The 1,308-nt window shown below is 70.0% G+C and carries 1 protein-coding gene; it reads right to left on the reverse strand.

The window, feature by feature from the left end; genetic code table 11:
• Positions 1-157: 157 nt before the first annotated feature.
• The coding region (locus tag HUK84_RS18690) for an aminomethyltransferase family protein (protein ID WP_218064465.1) at positions 158-1,308 on the reverse strand (1,151 nt) is incomplete at its 5' end.

The following is a 1,308-nucleotide window of genomic DNA, read 5'->3' on the forward strand; positions in this document are numbered from 1 at the left end:
TCCGGTGGCGGCGCGCAGCATCGCGGGCACGTCCTTGAGCCCCAGCGCCCTGGCGGCCGCCTGCAGCGCGGGCGCGCGGCCCTGCAGCACGTAACGCGGCGATCGCGGTTCGCGAACCAGCACCGTATCGGGGGCGATCGTCGCCTCTGCCATGGACCTAGCCATTCACGCGCACTCCCTCGGGATCGTAGAAGACAGGATTGACGATGCTTACCTTGATCGCGGCCCCGTCGATGGCAGGCGCATACAATGTCTCGCCCAGGCGGTCGCGCCCGCCCTTGACCATGGCGATGGCGATCGACCGGCCCAGCGCCGGGCTGTAATAGGAGGACGTGACATGCCCGTCCGCCGAGACCGGGGCCGGGGTGCCCGGCGTGCGGACGAGCTGCATGCCTTCCTCCAGCACCGTTTGCGGATCGTCGGTCAGCAGGCCGACCATCTGCGGCCGGTCCGGCGCGTTGAGGGCCGGCAGGGCCAGGGCGCGCTTGCCGATGAAATCGGGCTTGGCCTTGCTGACCGCCCAGCCGCAGCCGACATCGCCGGGGGTCATGGTGCCGTCGGTTTCCTGGCCCACGATCAGGTAGCCCTTCTCGGCGCGCAGCACGTGCATGGCCTCGGTGCCGTACGGGGTCAGGCCGTGCGGCCGGCCCGCCTGCCAGATCCGGTCCCATACCGCGCGCATCCGCCCCGAGGGGACGTTGATCTCGAAGCCGACCTCGCCGGTGAAGCTGACGCGGAACAGCCGCATCGGCACGCCGCCGATCGTGCCTTCCTTGAGCGCCATATGGGGCAGTGCCTCGGCCGAGATGTCCATGCCGTCCACCAGCGGCGCCAGGATCGCGCGCGCCTTCGGCCCCTGGAGCGCGATGACGCCCCATTCCTCGGTGATCGAGGTCAGCCAGACATCGAGGTCGGGCCATTCGGTCTGGAGATAGTCCTCCATCATGTTCAGCACGCCCGCCGCGCCGCCGGTAGTGGTGGTGACATGGAACCGGTCGGCGGCGATGCGCCCGACCACGCCGTCGTCATAGACGAAGCCGCTGTCGCGGCAGACCAGGCCGTAGCGGCATTTGCCCACGCCGAGCCTGGTCCAGGCATTGATGTAGAAGCGGTTCATGAACTCGGCGGCATCGGGGCCGACGACCTCGATCTTGCCCAGGGTCGAGGCATCGAAGACCCCTGCCGCCGTGCGGACCGCGCTGCATTCGCGCGCCACCGCCGCCTGCATGTCCTCGCCGCCGCGCGGGAAATACCGGGCGCGGCGCCACAGCCCGACATCCTCGAACACCGCGCCGTGGTCCCGTGCCC

The sequence above is a fragment of the Nguyenibacter vanlangensis genome (assembly GCF_013376155.1).
GTDB classification, from domain to species: Bacteria; Pseudomonadota; Alphaproteobacteria; order Acetobacterales; family Acetobacteraceae; genus Gluconacetobacter; species Gluconacetobacter vanlangensis.